The organism is Pseudomonas veronii, assembly GCF_001439695.1.
Classification (GTDB): Bacteria; Pseudomonadota; Gammaproteobacteria; order Pseudomonadales; family Pseudomonadaceae; genus Aquipseudomonas; species Aquipseudomonas veronii.
Genome location: NZ_JYLL01000006.1, coordinates 240,601 through 262,106 on the forward strand (window position 1 = coordinate 240,601; position 21,506 = coordinate 262,106).

Consider the following 21,506-nt stretch of genomic DNA (forward strand, 5'->3'; position numbering starts at 1 on the left):
TGTGGGAGGGGGCTTGCCCGCGACGGCAGGCGACGCGGTGTTACTGCCCGCCGCGCATCAACTCTTTAGGCACATACTTGCCGATCTCGAACTTGCCGATCGCCGCACGGTGGACTTCGTCCGGGCCATCGGCCAGGCGCAGGGTGCGTTGCATGGCGTACATGTAGGCCAACGGGAAGTCGTTGGAGACGCCAGCGCCGCCATGGATCTGGATCGCGCGGTCGATCACCTTCAACGCCACGTTCGGCGCCACCACCTTGATCTGGGCGATTTCGCTTTTCGCCACTTTGTTACCCACGGTGTCCATCATGTAGGCGGCTTTCAGGGTCAGCAGGCGTGCCATGTCGATTTCCATGCGCGAGTCGGCGATCTTGTCGATATTGCCGCCCAGGCGCGCCAACGGTTTGCCGAACGCGGTGCGGCTGATGGCGCGTTTGCACATCAGTTCCAACGCACGCTCGGCCATGCCGATGGAGCGCATGCAGTGGTGAATGCGGCCCGGGCCAAGACGCCCCTGGGCAATTTCAAAGCCGCGGCCTTCACCCAGCAGGACGTTTTCATACGGCACGCGCACGTTGTCGAACAGCACTTCGGCGTGGCCGTGGGGCGCATCGTCGTAACCGAACACCGGCAGCGGGCGCACGATTTTCACGCCAGGGGCGTCCACCGGCACCAGGATCATCGAGTGCTGCTGGTGGCGCGGCGCATCGGGATTGCTCAGGCCCATGAAAATCAGGATCTTGCAACGCGGGTCGCAGGCGCCGGAAGTCCACCATTTCTTGCCGTTGATCACCCACTCGTCGCCCTGGCGCTCGGCGCGGGCGGCCATGTTGGTCGCGTCCGAGGAGGCCACGTCGGGCTCGGTCATGGCGAAGGCCGAGCGGATCTCGCCGCGCAACAGCGGTTCGAGCCAGCGCTGTTTCTGTTCGGCGTTGGCGTAGCGCACCAGCACTTCCATGTTGCCGGTGTCCGGGGCGGAGCAGTTGAACGGCTCCGGGCCCAGCAGCGAACGGCCCATGATTTCCGCCAGCGGCGCGTATTCAAGGTTGGTCAGGCCAGCGCCCAGTTCGGATTCGGGCAGGAACAGGTTCCACAGGCCTTCGGCTTTCGCCTTGGCTTTGAGCTCCTCCATGATCGCGGTGGGCTGCCAGCGGTCGCCTTCGCTGACCTGGCGTTCGAACACCGGTTCGGCCGGGTAAACGTAAGCGTCCATGAACGCAGTGACGCGTTCACGCAGTTCCTGAACCTTGGGCGAATAGGCGAAATCCATGAGCAGCTCCCTTCTTTGAGAGGTTGTTTAGGTCATGCAATCGATGCTAGAACAGCGTTGATAATTTACCTAGCCTATTCTCGGCGTGTATTAACATTCATCACCGATATATGATCGGGGCATGGCCACCTAACAATAAGAGCGCAACGAAATGAATCTGAGCAAGGTCGACCTCAACCTGTTTATCGTCTTTGACGCGATCTACACCGAAGCCAACCTGACCCGTGCCGGGCAGATTGTCGGCATCACCCAACCGGCGGTGTCCAACGCTCTGGCACGCCTGCGCGAGACCTTCAACGACCCGCTGTTCGTGCGGACCGCCCAAGGCATGGTGCCCACGCCGATGGCGCAGAACATCATCGGCCCGGTGCGCAACGCACTGTCATTGCTGCGCGTGTCGGTGCAGGAAAGCCGGATTTTCAACCCGCAACAGGCGGCCAAGACCTACCGCATCAGCATGACCGACTTGACCGAAGCGGTGATCCTGCCACTGCTGTTCCAGCGCTTGCGTCGCCTGGCGCCGACGGTGGTGATCGAGAGTTTCCTGTCCAAACGCCGTGAGACCACCAAGGAACTGGCCGCCGGGCGCCTGGATTTTGCCGTCGACGCACCGCTCAACACCGACCCGCAGGTGCGCCACGTCAAGCTGATGGAAGACCGCTACGTGTGCGCCATGCGCAAGGGCCACCCGATGGCGGGCAAGGACAAGTTCACCCTGGACGATTACCTGTCGCTGACCCATATCCATATCTCCAGCCGCCGCAACGGCCTGGGCCATGTCGACCTGGCCCTGGGCAAGATGGGCATCCAGCGCAAGATCGCCCTGCGCTCCCAGCATTACCTGATGGCCTCGCAAGTGTTGCAACAGACCGACATGGTGATGACCGTGCCCGAGCGCTTCGCCCGCCGCCATGAACTGCACTGGTTCAACCTGCCGGTCAACGACGTGCCGCCGGTGGAAACCCACCTGTACTGGCACGAGAGCACCGACCAGGACCCCGCCAACCGCTGGATGCGCGAGCAAATGATCGAGTTGTGCCAGCAGGTCACGGCGCACGAGAAGAAACTCGACAAGCTGCAAGCCTGAACCTGTCGCCGTGTAGGAGCGAGCTTGCTCGCGAAAAACCCGAGGGCGCCTTTGGGTATCAGGGCTACCGCGTTCTCGTTGACGTTTTTCGCGAGCAAGCTCGCTCCTACAGGGATTGATGATCGACCTTGACGTTTACGTCAACCTGACATTAGCTTAGCGCCAAGACTTTCTTGAGCGCCTTCATGAGCACGACCTACAGCATTTCCGACCTCGCCCGCGAGCTCGACATCACCACCCGCGCCATTCGCTTCTATGAGGAACAAGGCCTGCTGGCCCCGGAACGCCGGGGCCAGGAACGCATCTACTCGGCGCGGGACAAGGTCAGCCTCAAGCTGATCCTGCGCGGCAAGCGCATCGGTTTTTCCCTGGCCGAATGCCGTGAACTGATCGAACTCTACGACCCCACCAGCGGCAACCATGTCCAACTCAACAGCATGCTGGTGAAAATCGCCGAGCGTCGCGAACAGTTGGAACAGCAGTTACTGGACATCGAACAAATGAAGCTGGAACTGGACACCGCCGAAGAGCGCTGCACCCAGGCCCTGGCCGAAACCATCCAAGGCCAGGCTGGCCATTGATCATAAGGTAGTTGCCATGTCCCTCCCCTCCCACGTGCGCCTGGTCGAAGTCGGCCCGCGCGACGGTTTGCAGAATGAAGCCCAACCCATCAGCGTGGCCGACAAGGTGCAGTTGGTGGATGCCCTCAGCGCCGCGGGCCTGAGCTACATCGAAGTCGGCAGTTTTGTTTCGCCCAAATGGGTGCCGCAGATGGCCGGTTCCGCCGAAGTCTTTGCGCAGATCCAGCGCCAGCCCGGCGTGACCTACGGCGCGCTGGCGCCGAACCTGCGCGGCTTTGAAGATGCGCTGGCCGCCGGGGTCAAGGAGGTCGCGGTGTTTGCTGCGGCGTCCGAGGCGTTTTCGCAGCGCAACATCAACTGCTCGATCAGCGAAAGCCTGGAGCGATTCGTGCCGATCATGGCGGCCGCCAAACAGCAGGGTGTCAGTGTGCGCGGCTATGTGTCCTGCGTGCTGGGTTGCCCTTACGAAGGCGCGGTCGCCCCGGAACAAGTGGCGGCGGTGGCCCGCGAGCTGTTTGCCATGGGCTGCTATGAAGTGTCCCTGGGCGACACCATCGGCACCGGCACTGCGGGAGCCACGCGCCGGCTGTTCGAGGTGGTGGGCGCGCACGTGCCACGGGACAAGTTGGCGGGGCACTTCCATGACACCTATGGGCAGGCCGTCGCCAACGTCTACGCCAGCCTGCTGGAAGGGATCAACGTGTTCGACAGCTCTATCGCCGGCCTCGGCGGTTGCCCATACGCCAAGGGCGCCAGCGGTAACGTCGCCACCGAAGATGTGGTGTACCTGCTCAACGGCCTCGGGATCGAGACCGGCATCGACCTGGAGCGCTTGATTCTCGCGGGCCGGCAGATCAGCGACGTACTCGGCCGGCCCAGCGGCTCGCGCGTTGCCAGGGCGCGTAACGCCAGTTGAGTAACTTAGCCGTGACAATGTGTTACCGCAGGCCGGCCGGACGAGTAACACGGGAACATATTTTCCCGTGTTTACCGTAGGGCATTTCCCACAAAAAACTCAACTCATTGATTTTAAACGATTTTTAAAAGTTGGCACGGCTTCTGCTATCTCTATGGCATAACAAGAATAAAAAGCGCCAAACCTAATAAAAATAAGACGAAACGACTCTGACATAACAAAAACAACACGGCAGAGACGCAGCTAACAGATTTTTTTGGAGAAGATGTGCTTCGCAGGGTACGGCATGCCGAAACCCGCAACCGGATAGAGAAAAATAAAACTACCTCAGGTAGCTACCCACTGGTTGGATCGTGTACGAAGAAGCAGATCAGCGCTCAAAAAAATACGTTTGCTCTTGACCCTGGATGGGGTCGCCAAAAACAGCGGTAAAGGGTAACGGTTGCCAAAAACAACAATAGACCGCCCCTCAATAATAAAAAAGAGCACGTAACAACAAATTAAAGGGGACCTTCGGGTCCCCTTTGTGCTGTTTGGGATTACGCAATTTAAACTGTGGGAGGGGCTTGCTCCCTACCCCCACAAGTTTTCAGCGAAACGACTAAGACTGCGTTCGCAGCTCTTCGATCGAGATCTCGCGCATGCGGAATTTCTGGATCTTGCCGGTGACCGTCATCGGGAATTCATCCACGAACTTGAAATGCTTGGGCGTCTTGAAGTGCGCGATACGCCCCTTGCACCACGTGTGCAACTCCAGCGCGTTGGCCACATGCCCGGGGTGACACTTGACCCAGGCAACAATCTCTTCGCCATAACGCTCATCCGGAATACCAATGACCTGCACATCGGCCACCGCCGGGTGCGTGAAGAAAAACTCTTCCAGCTCGCGCGGGTACACGTTCTCGCCACCGCGAATGATCATGTCCTTGTTGCGCCCGACGATGCACACGTAGCCGTGCTCGTCCATGGTCGCCAGGTCACCGGTATGCATCCAGCCGGCGTCGTCGATTGCGTCGCGGGTGCCGTCGGGGTTGTTCCAGTAACCGAGCATCACGCTGTAGCCACGGGTACACAGCTCACCGATCTCGCCACGCGCGACGGTGTGACCGGCGAGGTCGACGATCTTGCTTTCCAATTGCGGCTGGGTGCGGCCGACCGTGGTGACGCGGCGCTCCAGGTCGTCATCGGGGCCGGTCTGCAGGGACACCGGGCTGGTTTCGGTCATGCCGTAGGCAATCTGCACTTCGCTCATGTGCATTTCGCCGATGACCCGGCGCATCACTTCGATCGGGCAGGTGGCACCGGCCATGATCCCGGTGCGCAGGCTGGACAGGTCGAACTCGCCGCGTTGCGGATGGTCGAGCATGGCGATAAACATAGTCGGCACGCCGTACAGGGCGCTGGCGCGTTCTTCGGCGACGGCGGCCAGGGTCAGCAGCGGGTCGAAGCCGTCGTTCGGGTAAATCATGGTGGTGCCGTGGGTGATGCAGCCCAGGTTGCCCATCACCATGCCGAAACAGTGATACAGCGGCACGGGGATCACCAGGCGGTCCTGCGCGGTCAAGCCCAGGCTTTCGCCGACCATGTAGCCGTTGTTGAGGATATTGAGATGACTGAGGGTGGCGCCCTTGGGGAAGCCGGTGGTGCCGGAGGTGTACTGGATATTGACGGCCTGGTCGAAGTGCAGGCTGGCTTGGCGCGCGATCAATCGCTCAGGCGGGATGCCCGCACCAAGGGCCGCCAGTTGCGACCAGGGCAAAAAGCCCGTGGGCGGGCGCGGCGCAAGGCTGATCACGCCGCGCAGGTCCGCCAGTTTTTCGCAGTTCAAGCGGCCGACGGGTTGCTCCGCCAGCTCGGGCAGCAGTTCCTGCAACATCGCGTGGTAATCGGAGGTCTTGAACGAACCGGCACACACCAGCCATTGGCAGCCGGATTGCTTGAGCACGTATTCCAGCTCAGTACTGCGATAGGCCGGATTGATATTGACCAGGATCACCCCGAGCTTGGCGCTGGCCAACTGGCTGATGCACCACTCGGCGCAGTTCGGCGCCCAGATGCCCAGGCGATCGCCGCGCTGCAGGCCCAACGCCAGCAGCGCGCGGGCGTGCAGGTCGACGGTCTCGGCCAGTTGCCGCCAGGTGTAGCGGCGTTGCTGGTGACGCACCACCAAGGCTTCCCCATCGGGAGACTGCGCAACCGTGTGATCGAAGGCCTGACCGATCGTCATGGCCAACAAGGTCTTGTCCTGAGAGCCACGGCTGTAGCTCTGATTCGGTTGATCCATAACGACCCCTGTTGTCTTTTTTGTAGGTTGACGTAAACGTAAACTACGATTGACAGCGCCGCAACGCAAGCTTACGTTAACGTAAAGGTGAGCATCCCCTCCCCCGGTGCCGTCACCCCACAACAACAAAGCTCAATAAAGGTGCCTGTCCATGAGTTACCCCTCCCTGAACTTCGCCCTCGGCGAAACCATCGACATGCTGCGCGACCAAGTGCAGTCCTTCGTGGCCAAGGAGATTTCTCCGCGCGCGGCACAAATCGACATCGACAACCTGTTCCCCGCCGACCTGTGGCGCAAGTTCGGTGACATGGGCCTGCTGGGCATTACCGTGGCCGAAGAATACGGCGGTGCCGGCCTGGGCTACCTGGCCCATGTGGTGGCCATGGAAGAGATCAGCCGTGGTTCGGCGTCGGTGGCGTTGTCCTACGGCGCCCACTCCAACCTCTGCGTGAACCAGATCAACCGCAACGGCAGCCATGAACAGAAACTCAAGTACCTGCCGAAGCTGATCAGCGGCGAACACGTCGGCGCCCTGGCCATGAGCGAGCCGAATGCCGGCTCCGACGTGGTCTCGATGAAACTGCGCGCCGACAAGCGCGGCGACCACTACGTGCTCAACGGCAGCAAGACCTGGATCACCAACGGCCCCGACGCCAGCACCTACGTGATCTACGCCAAGACCGACCTGGACAAAGGCGCCCACGGCATCACGGCGTTCATCGTCGAGCGCGACTGGAAAGGCTTCAGCCGCAGCAACAAGTTCGACAAGCTCGGCATGCGCGGCTCCAACACCTGCGAGCTGTTCTTCGATGACGTGGAAGTGCCGGAGGACAACATCCTCGGCGTGCTCAACGGCGGCGTCAAAGTGCTGATGAGCGGCCTGGACTACGAACGCGTCGTACTGTCCGGCGGCCCCACCGGGATCATGCAAGCCTGCATGGACCTGATCGTGCCGTACATCCACGACCGCAAGCAGTTCGGCCAGAGCATCGGCGAATTCCAGCTGATCCAGGGCAAGGTCGCCGACATGTACACCCAACTCAACGCCAGCCGCGCCTACCTGTACGCGGTGGCCCAGGCCTGCGAGCGCGGCGAAACCACGCGCAAGGACGCGGCCGGGGTGATCCTCTACAGCGCCGAACGCGCCACGCAAATGGCCCTCGACGCGATCCAGATCCTGGGCGGCAATGGCTACATCAATGAATTCCCCGCCGGACGCCTGCTGCGCGACGCCAAGCTGTACGAAATCGGCGCCGGCACCAGTGAGATCCGGCGCATGTTGATCGGTCGCGAACTCTTCAACGAAACCCGCTGAAGGAGCGCGCCATGGCCACCTTGCACACCCTGCTCAACCCGCGCTCGGCGGAGTTCGCCGCCAACAGCGCGGCGATGCGCCAACAGGTCGACGCCCTGCACACCCTGCTCGCCCAGGTGCAGCAAGGCGGCGGCGCCAAGGCCCAGGAGCGCCACACCTCGCGCGGCAAACTGCTGCCACGCGAGCGGATCAACCGCTTGCTCGACCCGGGCTCGCCGTTCCTGGAACTCAGCCAACTGGCCGCTCATCAGGTGTATGGCGAAGACGTGCCGGCCGCCGGGGTGATTGTCGGGATCGGCCGCGTGGAAGGCGTCGAATGCATGATCGTCGCCAACGACGCCACGGTGAAAGGCGGCTCCTACTACCCGCTGACGGTCAAGAAACACCTGCGCGCGCAGACCATCGCCGAACAGAACCGCCTGCCATGCATCTACCTGGTGGATTCCGGCGGCGCCAACCTGCCGCGCCAGGATGAGGTCTTCCCCGACCGCGAGCACTTCGGGCGGATCTTCTTCAACCAGGCCAACATGAGCGCCCAGGGCATCCCGCAGATTGCGGTGGTGATGGGCTCATGTACCGCCGGCGGCGCCTATGTGCCAGCGATGGCGGACGAAGCAATCATGGTGCGCCAGCAAGCCACCATCTTCCTCGCCGGCCCGCCGCTGGTGAAGGCCGCCACCGGCGAAGTGGTCAGCGCCGAAGACCTCGGCGGTGCCGACGTACACTGCAAGATCTCCGGCGTGGCCGACCACTATGCCGACAGCGATGAACACGCCCTGGCCCTGGCCCGGCGCAGCGTGGCCAACCTCAACTGGCGCAAACAAGGCCAGTTGCTGCAACGCACGCCAGTGGCGCCGCTGTACAGCGGCGAAGAGTTGTACGGCGTGATCCCGGCCGATGCCAAGCAGCCGTTCGATGTGCGCGAAGTGATTGCGCGACTGGTGGACGGCTCGGTGTTCGATGAGTTCAAGGCGCTGTTCGGCACCACCCTGGTCTGCGGCTTTGCACACTTGCACGGCTACCCGATAGCGATCCTGGCCAACAACGGGATTCTGTTCGCCGAAGCCGCGCAAAAAGGCGCGCACTTCATCGAGCTTGCGTGTCAGCGCGGGATTCCGTTGCTGTTCCTGCAAAACATCACCGGTTTTATGGTCGGCCAGAAGTACGAGGCCGGCGGTATCGCCAAGCACGGCGCCAAGCTGGTCACGGCGGTGGCCTGCGCCAAGGTGCCGAAATTCACCGTGATCATCGGCGGCAGTTTTGGCGCGGGTAACTACGGTATGTGCGGCCGCGCCTACGACCCGCGTTTTTTGTGGATGTGGCCCAACGCGCGCATCGGCGTGATGGGCGCCGAACAGGCGGCCGGCGTGCTGGTGCAGGTCAAGCGCGAGCAGGCCGAACGCGCCGGCAACGGCTTCAGCGCGCAAGAGGAAGCGGCGATCAAACAGCCGATCCTCGACCAGTACGAAACCCAGGGCCACCCGTATTACTCCAGCGCCCGCCTGTGGGATGACGGCGTCATCGACCCGTTGCAGACCCGCGACGTGCTGGCCCTGGCCCTGTCTGCCGCACTGAACGCCCCCATCGAGCCGAGCCGCTTCGGCGTGTTCCGCATGTAAATGGAGCTGTACCCCATGAACGATTTCAACACCCTCGAACTGATCACCGACAGCCGTGGTTTCGCCACGCTGTGGCTCAGTCGCGAAGCCAAGCACAACGCCTTCAACGCCGAGATGATCCGCGAACTGATCATCGCCCTCGACCAGGTGCAGGGCAATGCGTCGCTACGCTTTCTGGTCCTGCGCGGGCGCGGCAAACACTTCAGCGCCGGCGCCGACCTGGCCTGGATGCAACAGTCGGCCGAACTGGATTACGCCACCAACCTCGACGACGCGCGCGAACTGGCGGAGCTGATGTACAACCTGGCCAAGCTGAAAATCCCGACGCTGGCGGTGGTGCAAGGCGCAGCCTACGGTGGCGCGCTGGGCCTGATCAGTTGCTGCGACATGGCGATCGGGGCCGATGACGCGCAGTTCTGCCTGTCGGAAGTACGCATCGGTTTGGCGCCTGCGGTGATCAGCCCGTTTGTGGTGCAAGCCATCGGGGAACGCGCGGCGCGTCGTTATGCGCTCACGGCCGAACGCTTTGGCGGCGAACGCGCGCGCGACATCGGCCTGCTGGCGGAAAGCTATCCGGCCGAAACCCTGGATCAACAGGTCGACCACTGGATTGCCAACCTCCTGCAAAACAGCCCGGCAGCGATGCGTGCAAGCAAGGATCTGCTGCGCGAAGTCGGTAACGGCGCCCTCACCCCGGCGCTGCGGCGCTATTGCGAAAATGCCATCGCCCGGATCCGCGTCAGCGCCGAAGGCCAGGAAGGTTTACGCGCATTCCTGCAAAAACGCCCGCCCAGTTGGCAGTCGCAGGAGCCACGCTCATGAGCACACTGACCACCGTACTGGTGGCCAACCGTGGCGAAATTGCCTGCCGCGTGATGCGTACCGCCAAGGCGATGGGGTTGACCACCGTGGCGGTCCATAGCGCCACCGATCGCGATGCGCGCCATAGCCGCGAAGCCGATATCCGCGTCGACCTGGGCGGCAGCAAAGCGACCGACAGTTACCTGCAAATCGACAAACTGATCGCCGCCGCCCAGGCCAGCGGCGCCCAGGCGATTCATCCGGGCTACGGCTTCCTTTCCGAAAACGCCGGTTTTGCCCGCGCCGTCGAGGCGGCCGGGTTGATCTTCCTCGGCCCGCCCGCCTCGGCAATCGACGCCATGGGCAGCAAATCCGCCGCCAAGTCACTGATGGAAACCGCCGGCGTGCCGCTGGTGCCGGGCTACCACGGCGAAGCGCAGGACCTGGACACCTTCCACGCCGCCTGCGCGCGCATCGGCTACCCGGTGCTGCTCAAGGCCACGGCCGGTGGCGGCGGCAAGGGCATGAAAGTGGTCGAGGACGTCAGTCAACTGGCCGAAGCCCTGGCTTCCGCCCAACGTGAGGCGCTGTCGTCCTTCGGCAACGCGCAGATGCTGGTGGAGAAGTACTTGCTCAAGCCACGCCATGTGGAGATCCAGGTATTTGCCGATCAGCAGGGGCACTGCCTGTACCTCAACGAGCGCGATTGTTCGATCCAGCGGCGCCACCAAAAAGTCGTCGAGGAAGCCCCGGCGCCCGGCTTGAGCGGCGACCAGCGCCGGGCGATGGGTGAAGCCGCGGTGCGTGCGGCCCAGGCCATCGGTTATGTGGGCGCGGGCACGGTGGAGTTTTTGCTGGATGCCCGTGGCGAGTTTTTCTTTATGGAGATGAACACGCGGCTGCAAGTGGAGCACCCGGTGACCGAGGCGATTACCGGCCTCGACCTGGTGGCCTGGCAGATTCGCGTGGCCCAGGGCGAAGCGCTGCCGATCACCCAGGCGCAGGTGCCGTTGATCGGCCATGCGATCGAGGTACGCTTGTATGCCGAAGACCCGGCCAATGATTTCCTCCCCGCGACCGGCCACCTGACGCTGTACCGCGAATCCGCACCCGGCCCGGGCCGCCGCGTGGACAGCGGCGTCGAGCAAGGCGACAGCGTTTCGCCCTTCTACGACCCGATGCTCGGCAAGCTGATTGCCTGGGGCGAGGACCGCGAACAAGCGCGGCTGCGGCTGTTGAGCATGCTCGACGAGTTCGCCGTCGGCGGACTCAAGACCAACCTGGGCTTTGTGCGACGCATCATCGCCCATCCGGCGTTTGCCGCCGCCGAGCTGGATACCGGCTTTATTCCGCGCTATCAGGACGAACTGCTGCCGCTGCCCGGAGCGTTGAGCGACGAATTCTGGCAGGCCGCGGGTTCGGCCTTCATGCAGAGCCTGCCGGCCGGCGACGGGCCGTGGGCAGACACTCGCGGCTTTCGCGCAGGGCTGCCCGCCGAAGTCTCACTGCACTTGAGCTGCAACGGCCAGGATCGCCTGGTGACGTTGGCGCAACACACGCCGCGACTGCAAGGCGAACAGCTGCTGATCGACCATCAGGGCGTGCGCCGTGCCCATCTGGCCGTGCGTAGCGCAGGCACGCTGTTCCTGCGCTGGGAGGGCGACATGCATGCCGTCAGCCTGTTCGATCCGATTGCGGCAGTCGAAGCCAACCAATCCCACCAAGGCGGCCTCACCGCGCCGATGAACGGCAGCATCGTGCGGGTGCTGGTGGATGTCGGCCAGACCGTCGAAGCCGGCACGCAGTTGGTGGTGCTGGAGGCGATGAAGATGGAACACAGCATCCGCGCGCCCCAGGCCGGCGTGGTCAAGGCACTGTTCTGCCAGGAAGGCGAAATGGTTGCCGAAGGTTGCGCGCTGGTCGAGCTTGAACCCGCGGACTAGAACTTCGCCGTGGCCTGCACGACGACGCCGAGGATGCGGCAATCGTCGCTGAACAGGCGCTTGGGGTAAGTCGGATTGAGCGGCACCAGGTACAGTTGGCCGCTCTCTTCGCGCAACTGGCGGAAGGTCGCCTGCGGGCTGTGCGCCCACTGCGCGACCACCAGCTTGCCGGGTTCGGCGTCGATGGCCGGGTCCACCAGGATCATCATCCCGGCACCGATGCTCAGGCCACTGGGCGCGGTCATCGCGTCGCCGACCACGGGCAGCCAGTAAGCCTCGCCCTGGGCATGGTAGTCCGTCAGTTCGAAGCGCGCCGCGCCGTAGGCCGGGCGCTCTTCGCGAAATTCGCACACGCCTTTCCAATCGCTGACCGGGTAGCGGAAGTACGAGTTGTAGTGTGGTGGCCCAACCGGCAGCGCATCGGCCTTGCGACGAATATCCAGCGCGACTTCCAGGGAGCCCAGCCCCAGCGCTTCCAGCACCCGGTTCATGTCCGCCAGGCTTGGCACCCGGCGCTTGTTCAGCCAATGCCCGACACCGCCCTGGGACATGCCCAGGCGTTCGGCCAGTTCATCCTGCGTGACCTTGCGGTCTTTCATGTTGGCCCTGACCAACGCGATCCATTTATCCATGGGGCCTGACAATACGTCGCGTATTTTTCAGGGCAATAAACAGTTTGTAGTAATCCATAAAACGACATAAATACGATACGTACTATCATCGGGTATCAGCGTTTCGACACCCAACCCGAGTACCGCCCTATGACGACAAGCCCGTATCGCCTGCCCTGCGAACCCGAATCCCATGAGCTGCTCGACATGCGCAGCAGCGGCGCCGCCCAACGTGCGCTGGATTACTATTTGAAAGAAGAGATGTGCGCCTCGGCCCCGAACGACGCCTTCTTCAGCATCAAGCCCGGCGTCAGCCCGGAGGAAGCCCTGGTGCATGCCTCGGACCTGTTGCGCAGCGCGGCTGCCACAGCCTACGAATCGGCGAGCAGCCATCAAGGCAACCAGCGTGACCTGGCATTTTCAGTGGTGTATTTGATTGATATGGCGAAGGCGATGGTGGAGCGATCGTTGCAGGCGCCGCAGGCCCAGGACGGTGCATGAGCCACGCGAAAGAAAAAATATTTCTATCCCGCGGATAAAAACATTTGACTTGCAAATGATAATGATTATTATTGGACCAAGCTGATCGCGAGATCAGTCGATAGACCAAGAGACCTTAGGTCGGACTCTTGGAATATCTCCTCATCAGGCTAATCACGGTTTTTGACCCGGCTCTTTGGCCGGGTCTTTTTTTTGCCAGTGTTTCTGGCTTGGCTTCAGGCTAATGAAGACTGTGTGTTGCTTGATGGCACGCATGATAGCAAAAGACCATCGTCAAAAGAAAGTCGGGCGACCGCTCTGGCTCAGACCTTTGCGAAATAGCACTTGAGAATCAATCTCATAGTTTCTAAGCTGCTGCGGCGTCAAGGATGACGCCCCCCTCCTCCCGCAACAATTTTGCATCCGGATTTTGCCCGGCCTCTGTGTAAGATAACCGCCACAACACTCATACTCAGGCAGCCAGACTATGACCGTGGCCTTGACCTCCATCAAAATCAGCACCAACTTCGACAGCGGCAACATCCAGGTTCTGGATGCCAGCGATGCCTATCACTTGTTGCTGGCAATCAAACCCGATACCCGCAGTCACCATTTCCAATGGTTCCACTTCAAGGCCGAAGGCATGCACGTGGGCCACACCCACACCTTCCGCCTGAGCAATGCCGGGCAATCGTCCTATAAACACGCCTGGAGCGGCTACAACGCCGTGGCGTCGTATGACCACGTCAATTGGTTCCGGGTGCCTACGCGTTTCGACGGCGAAACCCTGCACATCAGTCTCGAAACCCGTGAGAAACACGCCTGGTTTGCCTACTTCGAACCCTACAGCCGCGAGCGCCACGACTGGCTCATCGACCAGGCGCTGAACCATGCCGGCACCCGCTTGCTGGCCACCGGTAAAAGTGTCGAAGGCCGCGATATCCAACTGTTGCGCCGTGGCAAAGGTGGCGAAGGTCGGCGCAAGGTGTGGATCATCGCCCAGCAGCACCCCGGCGAGCACATGGCCGAATGGTTTATGGAAGGCATCATCGAACGCCTGCAGCAGGACGGCGACGCCGAGCTGAAAAAGCTGTTGGCCGTCGCCGACCTGTACCTGGTGCCGAACATGAACCCCGACGGCGCGTTTCACGGCCACCTGCGCACCAACGCCATGGGCCAGGACCTCAATCGCGCCTGGCAGAGCGCCAGCCAGGAGATCAGCCCGGAAGTGCTGTTCGTCCAGACGCAAATGGAAAAGTATGGCGTCGACCTGTTCCTCGATATCCACGGTGACGAAGAAATCCCCTACGTATTCGCCGCCGCCTGCGAAGGCAACCCCGGTTACACCCCGCGTATCGAAGCCCTGGAAAAGCACTTTCGCAGCCACCTGAGCGCCTTGACCCGTGACTTCCAGACCACCCACGGCTACACCCGCGACCTGCCGGGCGAAGCCAATATGACCCTGGCCTGCAATGCCGTCGGTGAGAAGTACGACTGCCTGTCGCTGACCCTGGAGATGCCCTTCAAGGACAACGACGACGCGCCCAACCCGAACACCGGCTGGTCGGGCAAACGCTCGATGCAGTTGGGCAAGGATGTGTTGAGCAGCGTGGCCGATATCGTCGGCCTGTTGCGCTGAATGTGGCGAGCGTGCTCGCCACACGGATCAAGCGCGGGCCTCAGTCCTGGGTGCCCGTCATGCTCTGCAGCACGCCGTCACGGCGAATCAACCCATGGAACAGCGCCGCCGCCAGGTGCAACAACACCGTGAAAAACAGCACGTAGGCGAGATAACCATGGGCCTTGCGCAGCACCGCGAACAGCGGTGCGTTGGCCGACACCAGCGCCGGCAGTTGCACCGAATGGCTGAGCATCACCGGGTCGCCCGCCGCCGAAATCATCGCCCAGCCGAGCAGCGGCAACACCAGCATCAAGGCATACAGCAGCCAATGGGAGGCCTTGGCCGCCAACACTTGCCATCGCGGCAAATCGCCAGGCAACGGCGGTTGGCGCGTGGAAAAACGCACCGCCAAACGCACGATCACCAACGCCAGGATCGCGATACCCAGCGGCTTGTGCAGGTGGATCAACCATTCATGCCGTTCGGAAACCGACGCTGCCAGGCCCGCGCCGATAAACAGCATGGCGATGATCATCAGCGCCATCAGCCAGTGCAGCAGGCGTGCCAGGGGGGCGAAAAACCGTGGTTGGGCATTCATGGCTTCGACTCCTGAGGGGTGCGGTGCAACGGGCTGACTTCTGCGGCGCGGCGCAGGTAGGAACTGGCGTAGGCGGCCGAACGCGCGGCCAATAGCGGGTCATTCGAAGCCTCGATGCCGCTTGGCAGAATCAGCGGATCGAAGTTGATGTCGCGGCAATCGCCGTCTGCTTGCGCTTGGCTGCTTTGCAGCACCAGGGTGCCGGCGTTGAGTATTTTGTGCTCGCCGATCCAGGGTTTGCTTGCATCGTCGAGCGGATCGCCGGGGTTGGCCAGGGTCAGGTTCAACTGCCAACGCAGCGGTCCGGAAGCCAGGCGTTGCACCAGGTCTTTTTCCAGGAAGTCACTGCCGGCTGGCGCGGTATCGCCCACAGCATCCTGGCTTTGCGCGACAACCGCCCAACGCACGGCCTGGCGCTTGCCATCGGCGCCCACCAGGAAAAACGCGTTGATGCCGTTGTAGGTTTCCGTCGCATAGCTGGCGGATGGCTTGGCCGTCTTGACCCACGCCAGGAACGGCGCGGCCTCGGGATGGGCCGCAAAGAACGCCGGCATATTCGCCGGGTTGGGCTTGCCGGTGGCTGGATCGGGCGCGCCGGCCTTGAGCAGTTGATAGAACGCCTCGGGGGTGCCCACCGGAAACACCGGCATGCTGTTCATCCCGGTGCGCCACTGCTGGCCGTTGGCCTGGCTGAATTGCACGGCAAAACTGCGGATTGGCACACTGCTGTCCGGCGCGTAGGGGTTACCGCTGGGCAAGGCAAACCTACCGATCAAAGGGGTCCTGGCCGCATTGAATACCTGGGCACTGGAGTAGGCACGCGCCTCGGCGCTGCTCTCGAAGTACCCCGCGACACACACGCCCTTGGCATGGTTGCGCCGAAACCCCGGGTGGATGCCGTTATTGGTTTCCAGGGCATTGACCAGGGTTTTGGGCTGCAGGCGTTGTGGGTCGAAGGTGCCGTTGACGTAGGCAAACGCCCCGGCGACAGCCGCTACCACGCCACCGATACACGCCAGCCTGATCGCCAGGCTGGCCGTGCTGAGTGGCGGACGGGGCGGTGATGAGTGATCTACCATGAAAAGCTCCAGGGCACATGGCCAAGGGGAAATTGAGCTATGAGACGAATCCCATGTAGGTTTATTCCTCCTTCACTGTAGTTTTTTTCAGAGCAGCCCAGCGCCGAGTCCTTGGCCCTCCTACACCCGATTAAACGCGGCCGGTCGCTTGTCGAGAAACGCCTGCATGCCCTCCTGCTGATCGGGCGTGGCGAACAGACTGTGGAACAGTCGGCGTTCCAGCCGCACGCCCTCGTGCAGCCCGAGCTGCAGGGATTGCTCGACCGCCTCGCGCGCCGCCCGGGTGGCCAGGCGAGAAAAACCGGCGATTTGCGCGGCCACCGCCAGCGTCTGCTCCAGCAAGCTCGCCGCCGGATAGACACGCGACACCAACCCGGCCTGCTCAGCCTCATGAGCCGTCATCGGCCGCCCGGTCAGCACCAGATCCATGGTCTTGGCCTTGCCGATCAAGCCTGTCAGACGTTGGGTCGCCCCCATGCCAGGGATCACGCCGAGCTTGATCTCCGGCTGGGCAAAGGTGGCGCTATCGGCGGCAAAGATCATGTCGCACATCAGCGCCAGTTCGCACCCTCCGCCGAAGGCGTAACCGTTGACGGCGGCGATGGTCGGCGTGCGCAAGCGGGTAAATGCCTCCCAGCCGACGAAGTAATCCTCGTTGAGCATGTCCTGATAGGTCTTGCCGCTCATCTCCTTGATATCGGCTCCGGCGGCAAAATACTGCGCACCGCCGGTGATGACAAAACACCCGACCTGAGGGTCCTGGTCCAGGGCCTCCAGACAAGAAACCAGCTCGGTCATCAGCGCCGAGTTCAGCGCATTCTTGACCTGGGGACGATTGAGCCTGACCAGGACCACCCGACCCTGACGCTCGATCACTACATTCATAGGCACCTCCATTGATTGATATCGTTTAATGAACACACGCACTTCACGAATCCCAGATCGCGCCATAGGCGGGTATCCCCCGGGCTTCCAGCTCTTGCACGACCTGCTGCGTCAGTCGTTGGTTGGCGATACAGATCACAGCCTCCGCGCCACAGGCTTGCACGGCGCCGTAGGCCAACTGCACCAGGTCAGGTTTGCCGCGCTCATCGGTGTCCCAGATCAACGCGTCGGGCTGGGCACCCAGGATCTCGTCGACCCATTCGTCGCCGTAGGTCTTGCGCGGGCTGCGGGTCGACCAGATCAGCTGGATCGGCAGCCGCGCCGCGAGTAAATGCGGCATGACCGGACCGATCCCGCTGCCGGTAGCGACGTACACCACCGACTTGAACAGGGTTTCCACATTGGCCACGCCGGCAGTGGTGATGCCCTTGACCCATACATGGCTCGGCAAGTCCTCTATAAACCGCCCCGTCCAATCCCCGGCGCGGGAGATGGTCAGCCGAAACCCGGCCTGGCCCGGCGTGGGGATGTTGGCAAAGGAGTGCCACTCCAGCAGCGGATGCCGGCTGATCGCGGTCGACGAACCGGCGAAAGGCGTGGTGTGGGTAAAACGCGTAATCACCGCATGCCCGGAAGGCCGCGTGTGTTCAACGGCAACCTTGCGCAGCCGCAGCCAGGGCAGCGCGATGCTCAGCGTCAACAGCACCAGCATCCAGAACGCGCCACTGTGCAACAGGCTCGCAAAGCTATCGACGGACGCCTGCAACGTCAGCCCCCAAAACAACAGCAACGCGCCCCACCCCGCAAACCGATGAACCCGCTCGAAGCCATTGTGAAATCGCCCCCGAATGCGCGGTTGAGCCATGACCACCATCAACAGCAACACGCCGAGCAACATAGCCCCGAGCCACAACCCGGCGAGCGAAACGCTGCCCGGCTGCTGCAGATAGTCCGTGGCCCGCACACCGACCCACCCCGCGAACCAACCCGTGGCCGCCAGGGCCGCGCCGCTGTGCAGCCCGCCGAAGTGGTACACCTTGGCCGCACTGCGCCGCACACGCAGCGGCCAGGTGACAGGGACACGCGTCGCCAGCCAGAACAACGCATTGATCAGGTATTGCTGGCGAATCAGGATCGCCAGCGACAGGTTGATCAGCACCAGCTCCGACAACGTCTGCGCGGTGATGCCCGGCAGGCCGACGCCGAACACGGCAAACGCGAGGTTGCTGATCAACACCAGCGCCATCAGGCGGTTGTAGTAGGAAAACACCGGCAACGCCGTCCAGCGCCGCCAGAGCGCCGGCTTGGGCGGCACCACGGTTTGGCTCAGCGCATCAAGCATGGCCAGACTCCTGCGGCGCGAACGCCTGCAATGCCACCCACCGTTGGCGCGCCCGTTGCAGCAACAACGCCTTGTCGATCTTGCCCCTGGCGGTCAGTGGAAAATGCTCCACCACGTCAATCAGTGACGGCACGCAGTAGTAGGCCAGGCGCTGCTCGCATTGGCGTCGGCAGGACGCCACATCGGCGCTGGCCGGCGAAACAAAGGCGACCAAGGTGCGGCTGTCGAGTTTTAGCGTGACGGCCCGCGTGCAGCCATCGCCGGCTTCCAGGGCGCTGGACACCGCGTCCAGCTCTACCCGGAACCCGCGGACTTTCACTTGGTCATCGACGCGCCCCAGGTGCTCGAGTTGCCCGTCGGCCGTCCAGCGTCCCAGGTCGCGTGTGCGGAACATCATGGCGTCGCCGCCCACAAAGGGGTCCGGGCGGTACCGTTCGTGGGTCAATGCGCGGTTGTTCAGGTAGCCCGCCGTTACCCCGGCGCCGCCCGCCCACATTTCCCCGGCTTGCCCCGCCTCACAGGGGCGGCCCTGTTCGTCGAGCACATACACGCTGTTGTTGGGGGTCGGCTGGCCGATGGTCAATGGTGTGCCAGGCACATGCCGATGCAGCGTATTGACGATGGTGGTTTCGGTGGGGCCGCAGCCGTTGTAGAACGTGCAATACGCCGCCCAACGCTCGGCCAGGGCCTGGGAACAGGGTTCTCCGGCGACCGCGACCACCTGGAGATCGGGGCACTGCCGAGGATCGAGGCCCGCCAGGATCGAAGGGGTTGCGATCAACACATGGCACTGTGCAGCGGTCTGCGCAATGGCTTTGCCGCGAATCAGCAACGTCGCGCCATGGGCCAGGCAGCCGAGTATTTCCCAGGCCGCCATGTCGAAGCCGATATTGAGGATCTGCCCGACGTTGCGGCCCGGCGCCATGCCCATCCGCCCGGGCTGCGTCAACAGGATGTTGCATACGTTACGGTGACTGACACACACGCCGTTGGGGCGCCCCGTGGTGCCGGACGTGAACAGCACGAAACACAGGTCGTGGGTGTCGACGACGGCGCCCACCGGCTTATTGTCCTGGGCGATCCAGGGCACTTCGGCCAGGAACGTGTCCAGGCACAAGCTGCGATGGGCGGCGTCTGACGGGATGCGATCCGCCAGGTGCGACAGGGTCAGGATCAGCGGGCTGGTCAATGACTCGAGGACCATGGCCAGTTGCAGGGGCGGGACGATTCTGGCGTCCTGCGGCACATACGCGGCGCCGACCTTCAACACGGCCAACAGGCCCACCAGCATGGGGATCGAACGCTCGACGAACAGCGCCACAGTGTCGCCGCGTTTGACGCCCTGCTCGATCAATCCCGCGGCCAAACGATTGGCTTGGCGGTTGAGTTGTTCATAACTGATGCGCTGCCCCGCACACACTGCCGCCGTCGCATGCGGTGCCAGCGCCGCTTGCGCTTCGATGGCGTGGTGGATACAGGCGGCGCTCGGCGGGGTCGATGGGCCAAAGCCCCATTGCTCAACCAAGGCGCGCTGCAGGACAGGCAGAGGCGCCAGCATGGGCGGGGAAAAAAGCGGTTTTTCGGTCGGTGAAAACATCATGGATACACCCTCATCGGTTGACTGCCGAAAAATGGCTGGCAGGTACGAGGGTGGATTGAGGTACGAGCCTGCGATTACAGGCGCTCAGGCTTTACAGAAACTTCTCACCGACACGCGTAAAGTTTCTTTTCATCGCGAGTGGAATAACCTACAGGGAGCAGCGTCTACCTGCACACAACCGGTTAGACTCGACTCCCCATGCATGAACTCGACGAACAGTTACGTGAACTCATCCCCAGGCTGCGGCGCTTTGCCCTGTCCCTGAGCCGTAACGCCAGCAGCGCCGACGACCTGGTGCAATCGACCCTGGAACGGGCGATCACCCGCTGGGCCGACAAAACCGTCGACGGCGACCTGCGCGCCTGGCTGTTCTCGATCCTCTACCGGCAGTTCCTCGATGCCCATCGGCGCACCCGGCGCTATGCGCGCATGCTCGAGTTCTTCACCGGCCGCGACGATGTGCAGCCGTCGGTCGAACGCACGGTAATCGCCCAGTCGACCCTGCAAGCCTTCGACCGGCTCAACAGCGAACAGCGCGCCCTGCTGTTGTGGGTGTCGGTCGAAGGCTTGAGCTACAAGGAAGTCGCGCAGATTCTCGACGTGCCCATCGGCACTGTGATGTCGCGTCTGTCCAGGGCGCGCCAAGCCCTGCGTCAACTCAGCGATGGCGAAATGACCAGCCCTTCCCTGCGGATACTCAAATGATCAGCCTGCCCCCCAGCGAACGCGATTTGCATGCCTACGTCGACCAGCAACTGCCGGAGAGCGATCGACGCGTGCTGGAAACCTACTTGGCCGCCCACCCCGAGGTCGCCTCCCAGGTGCATGCCTGGCAGCAGGACGCGCACGTATTGCGCGCCGCCTTGAGTGGCGCGTTGCAGCAGCCGGCCAACCCGGCCCTGGACCCGGCGCTGATCCGCCAGCGCATCAAGCAGCAGTCGCGCCGCCATTTCGCCACGGCGGCGGTGTTGCTGATGGCGGTCAGCCTCGGCGGCCTGGGTGGCTGGCAGGCGCGCGAAGCCACGCAACCGCCCATGCTGCCCATGGCCGATGCCATGCAGGCTTACCGCCTGTTTGCCCAGGACGGTGTGCTGCCCGCCGACTATCACGCCCAGGGCAACGCCACGATGCAAACCTGGCTCGACCGCTATTTCAACCAGGCCCAGCGTCTACCCGACTTGAGCCAGGCGGGTTTCACCGCCGTCAGCGGGCGCTTGCTCAGCACCGAACAAGGCGCAGCGGCGATGGTGCTGTACGAGGATCGGCAAGGCCGGCACATCAGTTTCTACATCCGCCCGCCGGGCCCGGAAAATAACTTCCTGCCCCGCGGCAGCCGCAGCGCCGATGGTTTGCTCGCCGAGTACTGGTCCGGCGGCGGGTACAACTACGCAATGGTCAGCCCGCAGGGGCTGCCGACCACGCCGCTGCTGCAGTTCTGAAGCCCACGCCTCGTAAAGGCCATGCGTTTTCGAGA

The 21,506-nt window shown here is 62.8% G+C and carries 19 protein-coding genes; 11 read left to right on the top strand and 8 right to left on the bottom strand.

The genetic code is table 11. The features are described 5' to 3' along the window. Positions 1-40: 40 nt before the first annotated feature. Complete coding sequence (locus TU80_RS10715) at positions 41-1,270, bottom strand: acyl-CoA dehydrogenase (protein WP_017848107.1); 1,230 nt, start codon at positions 1,268-1,270, stop codon at positions 41-43. Positions 1,271-1,421: 151 nt separating this feature from the next. On the opposite strand from TU80_RS10715, the gene TU80_RS10720 reads away from it, so the two are divergent. From TU80_RS10720 to TU80_RS10730, 3 genes are all read left to right on the top strand, one after another. Further along, complete coding sequence (locus TU80_RS10720; protein ID WP_017848108.1) at positions 1,422-2,357, top strand: LysR family transcriptional regulator; 936 nt, start codon at positions 1,422-1,424, stop codon at positions 2,355-2,357. 185 nt (positions 2,358-2,542) lie between these two features. Further along, on the top strand, positions 2,543-2,938 hold the full coding sequence (locus TU80_RS10725; RefSeq protein ID WP_017848109.1) for a MerR family transcriptional regulator: 396 nt from the start codon (positions 2,543-2,545) through the stop codon (positions 2,936-2,938). 16 nt (positions 2,939-2,954) lie between these two features. After that, positions 2,955-3,854 (top strand): hydroxymethylglutaryl-CoA lyase, encoded by a 900-nt coding sequence (locus TU80_RS10730; protein WP_057004446.1) that lies wholly within the window; start codon positions 2,955-2,957, stop codon positions 3,852-3,854. A gap of 601 nt (positions 3,855-4,455) precedes the next feature. On the opposite strand, the gene TU80_RS10735 is transcribed toward TU80_RS10730, so the two are convergent. Continuing rightward, complete coding sequence (locus TU80_RS10735) at positions 4,456-6,138, bottom strand: AMP-binding protein (RefSeq protein ID WP_057004447.1); 1,683 nt, start codon at positions 6,136-6,138, stop codon at positions 4,456-4,458. Positions 6,139-6,289: 151 nt separating this feature from the next. Here TU80_RS10735 and TU80_RS10740 point away from each other — a divergent pair, with 151 nt between their 5' ends. The 4 genes from TU80_RS10740 to TU80_RS10755 are packed head-to-tail and all read left to right on the top strand — an operon-like array spanning position 6,290 to position 11,816. Next, positions 6,290-7,453: an isovaleryl-CoA dehydrogenase gene (locus TU80_RS10740; RefSeq protein ID WP_057004448.1), complete on the top strand. Its 1,164-nt coding sequence runs from the start codon at positions 6,290-6,292 to the stop codon at positions 7,451-7,453. 11 nt (positions 7,454-7,464) lie between these two features. Beyond that, on the top strand, positions 7,465-9,072 hold the full coding sequence (locus TU80_RS10745; protein WP_057004449.1) for a carboxyl transferase domain-containing protein: 1,608 nt from the start codon (positions 7,465-7,467) through the stop codon (positions 9,070-9,072). A gap of 15 nt (positions 9,073-9,087) precedes the next feature. Then, entirely contained in the window at positions 9,088-9,894 is an 807-nt protein-coding gene (locus TU80_RS10750; RefSeq protein WP_017848114.1) for a gamma-carboxygeranoyl-CoA hydratase, read from the top strand. Then, positions 9,891-11,816: an acetyl/propionyl/methylcrotonyl-CoA carboxylase subunit alpha gene (locus tag TU80_RS10755; RefSeq protein ID WP_057004450.1), complete on the top strand. Its 1,926-nt coding sequence runs from the start codon at positions 9,891-9,893 to the stop codon at positions 11,814-11,816. The genes TU80_RS10750 and TU80_RS10755 overlap by 4 nt, the downstream gene beginning before the upstream one ends. On the opposite strand, the gene TU80_RS10760 is transcribed toward TU80_RS10755, so the two are convergent. Then, positions 11,813-12,448 (bottom strand): LexA family protein, encoded by a 636-nt coding sequence (locus TU80_RS10760; protein WP_057004451.1) that lies wholly within the window; start codon positions 12,446-12,448, stop codon positions 11,813-11,815. The two genes, TU80_RS10755 and TU80_RS10760, sit on opposite strands and share 4 nt — an antisense overlap. A 129-nt stretch (positions 12,449-12,577) precedes the next feature. Between TU80_RS10760 and TU80_RS10765 the strand changes: the two genes are divergently transcribed. Both TU80_RS10765 and TU80_RS10770 read left to right on the top strand, forming a co-directional pair. Further along, a complete protein-coding gene (locus TU80_RS10765) occupies positions 12,578-12,928 on the top strand; it encodes a DUF6124 family protein (RefSeq protein ID WP_026140171.1) in 351 nt (116 codons plus the stop codon). Positions 12,929-13,394: 466 nt separating this feature from the next. Then, complete coding sequence (locus TU80_RS10770) at positions 13,395-14,546, top strand: M14 family metallopeptidase (RefSeq protein ID WP_046485401.1); 1,152 nt, start codon at positions 13,395-13,397, stop codon at positions 14,544-14,546. A 40-nt stretch (positions 14,547-14,586) separates the two neighbouring features. Here TU80_RS10770 and TU80_RS10775 read toward each other — a convergent pair whose 3' ends face one another. The 5 genes from TU80_RS10775 to TU80_RS10795 all read right to left on the bottom strand — a co-directional run bounded on the left by TU80_RS10775 (position 14,587) and on the right by TU80_RS10795 (position 20,032). Continuing rightward, complete coding sequence (locus tag TU80_RS10775; protein WP_017848120.1) at positions 14,587-15,126, bottom strand: cytochrome b; 540 nt, start codon at positions 15,124-15,126, stop codon at positions 14,587-14,589. Next, positions 15,123-16,205 carry a catalase family peroxidase gene (locus tag TU80_RS10780; RefSeq protein WP_046382865.1) on the bottom strand — a complete coding sequence of 361 codons (1,083 nt, stop codon included), beginning with the start codon at positions 16,203-16,205 and terminating at the stop codon, positions 15,123-15,125. Before TU80_RS10780 ends, TU80_RS10775 begins: the two co-directional genes overlap by 4 nt. A 120-nt stretch (positions 16,206-16,325) precedes the next feature. Then, the gene (locus tag TU80_RS10785) at positions 16,326-17,090 is read right to left on the bottom strand and encodes an enoyl-CoA hydratase-related protein (protein WP_017848122.1); all 765 of its coding nucleotides are present in this window, start codon (positions 17,088-17,090) and stop codon (positions 16,326-16,328) included. A gap of 43 nt (positions 17,091-17,133) precedes the next feature. Further along, a complete protein-coding gene (locus tag TU80_RS10790) occupies positions 17,134-18,432 on the bottom strand; it encodes a ferredoxin reductase domain-containing protein (RefSeq protein WP_082643829.1) in 1,299 nt (432 codons plus the stop codon). Next, positions 18,425-20,032 carry an amino acid adenylation domain-containing protein gene (locus TU80_RS10795; protein ID WP_082643830.1) on the bottom strand — a complete coding sequence of 536 codons (1,608 nt, stop codon included), beginning with the start codon at positions 20,030-20,032 and terminating at the stop codon, positions 18,425-18,427. Before TU80_RS10795 ends, TU80_RS10790 begins: the two co-directional genes overlap by 8 nt. A 198-nt stretch (positions 20,033-20,230) precedes the next feature. Between TU80_RS10795 and TU80_RS10800 the strand changes: the two genes are divergently transcribed. Together TU80_RS10800 and TU80_RS10805 are read left to right on the top strand one after the other, a co-directional pair. Next, positions 20,231-20,737: a sigma-70 family RNA polymerase sigma factor gene (locus tag TU80_RS10800; protein WP_046382864.1), complete on the top strand. Its 507-nt coding sequence runs from the start codon at positions 20,231-20,233 to the stop codon at positions 20,735-20,737. Next, positions 20,734-21,471, top strand: a complete 738-nt coding sequence (locus TU80_RS10805; protein ID WP_057004453.1) for an anti-sigma factor family protein — start codon at positions 20,734-20,736, stop codon at positions 21,469-21,471. Before TU80_RS10800 ends, TU80_RS10805 begins: the two co-directional genes overlap by 4 nt. Positions 21,472-21,506 lie beyond the last annotated feature (35 nt).